At 69.3% G+C, this 6405-nt stretch carries 9 protein-coding genes; 6 read left to right on the forward strand and 3 right to left on the reverse strand.

The annotated features are described in order from the left end of the window. Complete coding sequence (locus IFT89_RS00965) at positions 1–495, reverse strand: hypothetical protein (protein ID WP_202937963.1); 495 nt, start codon at positions 493–495, stop codon at positions 1–3. Between the two features lie 88 nt (positions 496–583). Then, positions 584–1633, reverse strand: coding sequence for an SDR family oxidoreductase (locus IFT89_RS00970; RefSeq protein WP_244650516.1), 1050 nt, complete (start codon positions 1631–1633; stop codon positions 584–586). Positions 1634–1718: 85 nt separating this feature from the next. Here IFT89_RS00970 and IFT89_RS00975 point away from each other — a divergent pair, with 85 nt between their 5' ends. The 6 genes from IFT89_RS00975 (at position 1719) to IFT89_RS01000 (ending at position 5181) form a co-directional block, all read left to right on the forward strand. Further along, positions 1719–2033, forward strand: a complete 315-nt coding sequence (locus tag IFT89_RS00975) for an ArsR/SmtB family transcription factor (RefSeq protein ID WP_191939878.1) — start codon at positions 1719–1721, stop codon at positions 2031–2033. Between the two features lie 119 nt (positions 2034–2152). Continuing rightward, the gene (locus tag IFT89_RS00980) at positions 2153–2569 is read left to right on the forward strand and encodes a hypothetical protein (protein ID WP_202937964.1); all 417 of its coding nucleotides are present in this window, start codon (positions 2153–2155) and stop codon (positions 2567–2569) included. Positions 2570–2578: 9 nt separating this feature from the next. Beyond that, complete coding sequence (locus tag IFT89_RS00985) at positions 2579–2995, forward strand: MerR family transcriptional regulator (RefSeq protein ID WP_202937965.1); 417 nt, start codon at positions 2579–2581, stop codon at positions 2993–2995. A gap of 164 nt (positions 2996–3159) precedes the next feature. Further along, positions 3160–3603, forward strand: a complete 444-nt coding sequence (locus IFT89_RS00990) for a hypothetical protein (protein ID WP_191939875.1) — start codon at positions 3160–3162, stop codon at positions 3601–3603. After that, entirely contained in the window at positions 3596–3922 is a 327-nt protein-coding gene (locus IFT89_RS00995) for a transcriptional regulator (protein WP_191939874.1), read from the forward strand. Before IFT89_RS00990 ends, IFT89_RS00995 begins: the two co-directional genes overlap by 8 nt. Positions 3923–4041: 119 nt before the next feature. Beyond that, on the forward strand, positions 4042–5181 hold the full coding sequence (locus tag IFT89_RS01000) for an FAD binding domain-containing protein (protein WP_202937966.1): 1140 nt from the start codon (positions 4042–4044) through the stop codon (positions 5179–5181). Positions 5182–5366: 185 nt separating this feature from the next. Here IFT89_RS01000 and IFT89_RS01005 read toward each other — a convergent pair. Beyond that, positions 5367–6405 (reverse strand): MinD/ParA family ATP-binding protein (locus IFT89_RS01005; RefSeq protein WP_202937967.1); only part of this gene is annotated, 1039 nt, incomplete at its 5' end.

The raw sequence follows: 6405 nt of genomic DNA on the forward strand, positions 1-6405 counted from the left end.
CTACGCCGCCGACCGCGGCTCCGGCAGGATCTCCGCCCGTCCGAACCGCCCCAGCAGGAGCAGCAGGAGCGCGCCGCCCGAGAGGAGCCCGTCCGCCACTCCGGCGGGCAGCATGAAGATCATCAGCACCAGCGTGACGGTGCAGTTCACGAGAGAGAGCGCGAAGCCCCACTGCCGATTGCGGAGGACCCCGATCGCTCCGATCGTCCTGAGCGCACCGAAGACACTGCCCATGAACATCATGAGACCGAGGTTGTCGTCGAGGTAGGGGAGCGCGAAGACGTGGATCCCCGTCGGGAGATCGTCTGGCGCAACGTCGAGGATCAGGAGTACCGGCAGCGCCAGGGCGACCAGCCCCTCCATCAGGACACCCTGCAGCAGGAGCAGGATGCCTGCGGCTCGGAGCTGTCGACGTCGCACCACCTGGTCGTGGCCTGAAGCGCGAGTCGGATCGGGCCCGGGCAGCAGTGTCGGTGATGCGGTTCGCTCGACCATACTGCGACGCTAGTCAGGCGATGGCGGCCGGCACATCGACCATCCGGTGGATCGGTGATCCGTCCTGTGCGGATCACTGACCCGACGCCTACGGGATGAGTCGCTGCTCTCGCAGGTCCTGGAAGATCCGGAGGAACATCGCCTCCGTGTCAACGTACTCGTGGAAGCCGGCTCGGCGGGACTTCGAGGTGTCGGCGATGACGTCGTAGTCCCACGCGAAGACGAAGTCACCGAACGCCCACGACGACACCTCGGCGTAGCTGGTGGGCGCGAGGCCGTGCCGCTCGACCATCGCGTTCCACAGGGCCTCCTTGTCGGCCATCACCTCGGCGAGGCTCATCTCGAGTGGCGGCGCGACGTCGAGGTCGAAGAAGGCGGCGATCTTCGGCCACATCGACGACCACCGGAACAGGTCGCCGTTCGTGATGTTGAACGCCTCGTTGCGGGCATGCTCCGTGGTCGCCGCCCACACGGTGGCCTTCGCGAGGAGGTCGGCGTCGGTCATCTCGATCAGGCTCGTGTACGCGCCGGGCTTCCCCGGGAAGCGCAACGGGATGCCGAGCTCTTTGCTCATGGACGCGTAGACGGCGATGACCATCGCCAGGTTCATCGGGTTGCCCAGGCCGATCCCGGCGACGACCGACGGCCGCAACGCCGACCATGACCAGGCCGCCCCGACCTGGCGGCGCTCGAGGAACTGCTGCTGGTCGACGTTGAACTCCGGCGGCATGTGCGGCGGGTCGGACTCCTTCGCGGGTGTCGCGAAGGGCCCCAGGTGTGCGCCGTAGACCTTGTAGCCCTGCATCAGACTGATGTGTTCGAGGCCCGGCGCGACGGCTTCGACGGCGTCGACGACGTTGGTGAGCATCGCGAGGTTCGGTGCGACGAGCTCGGCCCAGCTGGGGCGGTCCTGGTAGGCGGCGTAGAACAGGTGCGTCACCTCCGACAGGCCCCGCAACTGGTGGATGGTCGCGTCGCGGTCGAGCAGGTCCACCGCGAGGTGCCTGACTGATCCCCGGTCGGTACCGCCGCGGCGGGACAACCCGATCACGTCCCAGCCGAGCCCCTCGAGGTGTGTTATCAGGTTCCCGCCGATCACTCCGCGGGCTCCGACCACCAGTGCTGTGTGCTGTGTCATGACATCTCCATCGTTAGATCGCGATTTACCGATCCACAGTGTCGCACAACATCGTGGAATCGCGATATTGCGATATGGTCGACGTATGACGAACGCTGACGACTTGGACCTGGTGGCGATCTTCAAAGCGCTCGGCCATCCGACTCGCCTCGCGATCCTCGGGTGGTTGAAGGATCCTGAGTCGTTCCCGCCGCAGGATCAGCCGGCGGCCGAGGTCGGCGTATGCCTCAAGCACATCCAGGCGAGGGCCGAGGTGTCACAGTCGACCGCCTCGCAGTTCATGGCGACACTTCAGCGTGCCGGCCTCGTGACGTGCACCCGGATCGGCCAGTGGTCGCACTATCAGCGCGACGAGGCCGCGATCGAAGCGCTCGGTCGGCGGCTGTCCCTCGACCTCTGATCGCCGAGACGGCGTGCCGCCAGCTGTCTCCGGAGCTCTTGGCCCATCACCGAGCTCTCGCTGGAGTGTGTGGGGTGGGCCTTGACCTTGCACCGGGGTGCAGGGTCGACAGTGAGGACATGACTTCCTCGATCGTGCGACGCACCGTGCGCCTGTCCGCCCTCTACGACCTCGTCGTCACCGCCGGGTTCGCCCTACCGTTCACCGCACCGACGCTGTTCGCCGGATTGGGCGTCATCCACTCCGCACTGGCACTTCCCGGGGTCGTTCCCGACCCTGGAGACGTGTTCGCGGTGATGTTCGCCAACCTCATGGGTTCGCTCGTGGTGGTCTGGTCGGCCTTCCGCCTGGTGCGCCCGACGTGGGCGGCCGGTGTGGCCGACACGGCTGGGAGGTTGCTCTTCTCGCTCGGCATGGGGGCCGCGTTGCTGGATGGCGCGTCACCGCTGGTCCTCGGGATGCTCGTGTTCGAGCTGCTGTGGGCGGTCGTCCAGGGCGGCGTCATGCTGTCGGCTCGTCGGGCGGCCTTGGCCTAGGGTCGGCTTGTGCGTATCGCTGAGCTGGCCCGGCTGGCCAAGGTGAAGGTGTCCACCGTCCGGTTCTACGAACGGTCCGGTTTGCTCGCCGAGCCCGAACGGACCACCGGCGGTTATCGCGACTATCGGGAGACCGATGTCGTCCGCCTCCGGTTCCTCCGTCGCGGCCAAGAGCTCGGGTTCACGCTGGCGGAGCTCCACGACTTCGACCGGCTGTCTCAAGCGGCGCGGAGCGGCGGCGCTTCCGCCGGTGACGTCGCCGCCGCGGCCGCGCAGAAGCTGCAGGAGATCGACGAGAAGGTCGCCGACCTGCAACGGACGCGTTCTGCCATCTCGGATTTACTCGATGCCCAGTGCGTCGATCCGTCGGTGCCGTGCCCGATCGTCAGTGCGCTCGCCGGAGTGGTGGAGGCCGAGTCGTCCTGATGGGGTCGCCGCGGAGCTCCCGCCGCCCTCATCCTGCGCCACCGCCACCGCGACCGCCACCGCGACCGCCACCGCGACCTCGAGTGCAGTGAGCTCGACGTTGGTTGTTTCCTTTGGGGAAACACTGTGATAGTTTCTTCAGACGCAACGACTGGAGGTCGATCATGGATCATGAAGACGAACAGGACCGCTTGAACCAGGCGCGAGACGCCTCGCGCCGCTCCGCCCGCCAGGGAGCGCTCACCACCGCCATCCTCACCGCGGTACTCATCATCGCGCTCGGGGTCGTCGTCGACCTCGACATGGTCTGGCTGCTCGGACTCGTCGCCATCGGGTTCGTCGCCCTGTCCCTCGCGCGTCCGGTGAGGCTCCGCCTCGACTGGTCGGACCGGACCGGCGTCCTGCTGCTCACTGCGAGTGGCGTTGCGGTCGCCGTGGTCTACGTCGTGACCCAGTGGATCGCCCGTTCCGCAGGCGTCTCCGTACCGAACACGGTGTCCGCGGTCGTCGCAGCCGTCGTCGTGTTCGCCGCCTGTCTGCCCGCACTGGTGCGCCTCGCGAACGGCTCCACGCCGCTCCGCGGACGGTCGGGGTCGCGCGATGCCTGACGACGATGGCGCCGAGGACGCCGCGGTCAGCCGCCGGGCGCTGAACCCGCTCTTCCACGAGCCTGCCCGCCTCGCCCTGCTGTCCGCACTCGCGCCCGCCGAGTACACCGACTTCGCCTCGCTCCTGCGCATCACCGGCGTCAGCAAGTCGGCGCTCTCGAAGCACCTCTCGGCGCTCGCCGACGCCGGGGTGATCGAGGTCGGGAAGAGCGACACGGACCGCCGCGGCCGCCGCATCGCACTCACGATGGAGGGGCGAGTCGCCTTCGAGTCCTACCTCGACGCCCTCGACGCCATCGTGCAGCGGGCGCGTCGGTGACGCGGGGTCTTCCAGCGGCGAGCGGCGCGCATGGCTCGGCACCGGACTTCCGACGGACGTCGCAACGAGGCGTGACCCGCCCGACCTACGGTGGAAGCAGACCATCAGAAGGGGGCGCGATGCGAGCGACACCTGCTGGAGAGCGCCTGTCGATCGGGATCGTGGGCGGCTCCCTCGGTGGCCTGTTCGCGGCTTCCCTCCTCACGCGTCGCGGACATCGTGTGACGGTCTTCGAGCGGTCCAGGACCGGGCTCGAACGCCGCGGCGCGGGGCTCGTCGCCCAGCAGGAGCTCTACGACCTGCTGCACGCGGTGGGCCGTGACGCCGAGGCCCGCGTCGGCGTGGTCGCCACCGATCGCATCACCCTCGCTCGAGACGGCCGGGTCCTGACGAGCGACCCCACACCGCAGATCCAAGTCTCCTGGGACCACACCTACTCGGTCTTCCGCAGCCTCGTCCCGCCCGAGGGGTACCGGCTCGGACAAGCAGTCGCCACCGTGCACGACCGCGACGAGGGTGCCACCGTCGAGACGGCGACGGGGGAGCTGCACGAGTTCGACCTCGTCGTCGGCGCCGACGGACTCCGTTCGGTCACCAGGCATGCCGTCGCCCCCGACGACGAACGCAACCGGTACGCCGGGTACATCACCTGGCGCGGCCTCATCCCCGAAGCCGAGCTCCCAGCCGCCGCCGCACGCACCTTGCTCGGACGTTTCGCCTTCTACTCCGGTCCCGAGGTGCACATGCTCGGGTACCTCGTCCCCGGCGCGGACGGGGAGACCGAGCCCGGTGCACGCCGCTACAGCTGGGTCTGGTACCGCAGCATGTCCGAGCACGAACTCGCCGACCTCATGCGGCTGACGCGCCGGCCGGCCGGGAGCTCCTCGACCGCGCCCGGCGACCTGCCGAACGAGCTCCGCGAACGACTCCTCGCCGAGGCGGAGCAGCTCCTCCCGCCGCCGTTCGCCGCAGCGGTGGCAGCCGAGCCGCGCCCATTCATGCAGGCGATCTACGACTACGTGCCGCCGCGCATGACGAGCGGTCGCATCGCGCTCCTCGGAGACGCTGCAGCCGTGGTCCGCCCGCACACCGCCAGGGGAGCCGCCAAAGCGGCCGGCGATGCACTCGCGCTCGCCGCGGGCCTGGACCTGCGGCTCGGTGTTGAGGCGGCACTCGCGCAATACGAGGCCGAGCGGCTCCCGGTCGCGCGGGCGATCAGCGACTACGGCCGTGAGATCGCCCGTTCCCTGCAGCTCTGACCGCACGCTCATCAGGAGGGGAACACCATCACCTCGGTGCGTCGGAGTCCGGCGACCCGCCGACCGTCCTCCGGGACGAACCCACGTCCTCCGGTCGGACGAGTCCTCGACGAGCCCTGAGGTAGTCGCCGAGCGCGGCCGCCCGCGTGATCCCGGTCTCCGATCCTCCCTGCGTCATGGCCCGGTCAGAGTCCGCGGGACACCGCGGCGGCCGCTGCGAGCCACGCCCGCTGCGTGCTCGACCGCAGGGCGTCGTGACGGATGACGCCGTTCTTCAACGCGGGATCGAAGGGTACGACGACCACGTCGCGCACGTAGGGTCGGAAGTCCTCGGCGTACGCGTTGGCGATCGACGTGTCCTTGGCCTCGGCCTCGGAGACGATGACGACGGCGTTGCGCGCGAGTTCAGCACCGCGCTCGCTCACGCGGCTGACAGCGGTGAGGGTGAGTCGCGCGCCCTCCTTCTTGTCCTCGACGGTCGTGGTCGGGATGACGAGCTGGTCGGTCAGCTCCACCATGCGGCGCCAGTTGGGGGCACCGGCCGAGTTGCCGGAGTCCATGACGATCAGGCGGTAGTACTTCGCGAGGACGCGATGGACGAGGTCGACCTCGTCGGCGGTCACCACGTGCTCGCCGTCGGCCGCGGATCGCAGGACCTCGTACTTGTCGCCCGGCTGGTGGTGGACGAACCGCGACAGGTCGGCTCGCTCGGCACCGGGGGAGAGGAGGTCGCCCGCCGCGGCGAGGAGGTCGAGGACGGTCGAGTCGTGCCCGCCCTGTTCGGTCCGCCAGCCGAGCGTGCCCATGGTCTCGTTGTTGTCCCAGGCCGCGACACCGCCACCGCCGTACCGGGCGAAGACGGACGACAGGTTGACGACGGTCGGCGTCTTGTTGGCGCCGCCCTTCTGGTTCGCGACGGAGATGGTGCGACGCCTCGGGAAGTGGCGTGACACGGCGTGGACGTCGTCACGCTCGGCGCGCTCGCTCGCGGACGGTGGCACCGAGAAGCCGAGCTTGTTGAGCAGGCCGGCGAGCCCGTGCTGCGCCGGGCCGATCGTGGGCGGCGCGAGGAACGAGGGTGCATCGCGCAGATCTCTTCGAGCCGGGGCGGTCGGCTGGCCCGGAACCTGCTGCTGCTGCTGCTGCTGCTGCTGTGGGACCGGGGGCTGCTGCTGCGCGGGCGCGGCCGGCGGTGCCTGCACCGACTGCTGGGCCGGGACCGCC

The sequence above is a fragment of the Plantibacter sp. CFBP 13570 genome (assembly GCF_014841395.1).
GTDB lineage: Bacteria > Actinomycetota > Actinomycetes > Actinomycetales > Microbacteriaceae > Plantibacter > Plantibacter auratus.

Bases quoted from the DNA above. Each gene is read 5' to 3' on its own strand.
- IFT89_RS00980 (WP_202937964.1), top strand. From the start codon at position 2,153: ATGACTTCCTCGATCGTGCGACGCACCGTGCGCCTGTCCGCCCTCTAC.
- IFT89_RS00970 (WP_244650516.1), bottom strand. From the start codon at position 1,633: ATGACACAGCACACAGCACTGGTGGTCGGAGCCCGCGGAGTGATCGGC.
- IFT89_RS01000 (WP_202937966.1), top strand. From the start codon at position 4,042: ATGCGAGCGACACCTGCTGGAGAGCGCCTGTCGATCGGGATCGTGGGC.
- IFT89_RS00990 (WP_191939875.1), top strand. From the start codon at position 3,160: ATGGATCATGAAGACGAACAGGACCGCTTGAACCAGGCGCGAGACGCC.
- IFT89_RS00995 (WP_191939874.1), top strand. From the start codon at position 3,596: ATGCCTGACGACGATGGCGCCGAGGACGCCGCGGTCAGCCGCCGGGCG.
- IFT89_RS00965 (WP_202937963.1), bottom strand. From the start codon at position 495: ATGGTCGAGCGAACCGCATCACCGACACTGCTGCCCGGGCCCGATCCG.
- IFT89_RS00975 (WP_191939878.1), top strand. From the start codon at position 1,719: ATGACGAACGCTGACGACTTGGACCTGGTGGCGATCTTCAAAGCGCTC.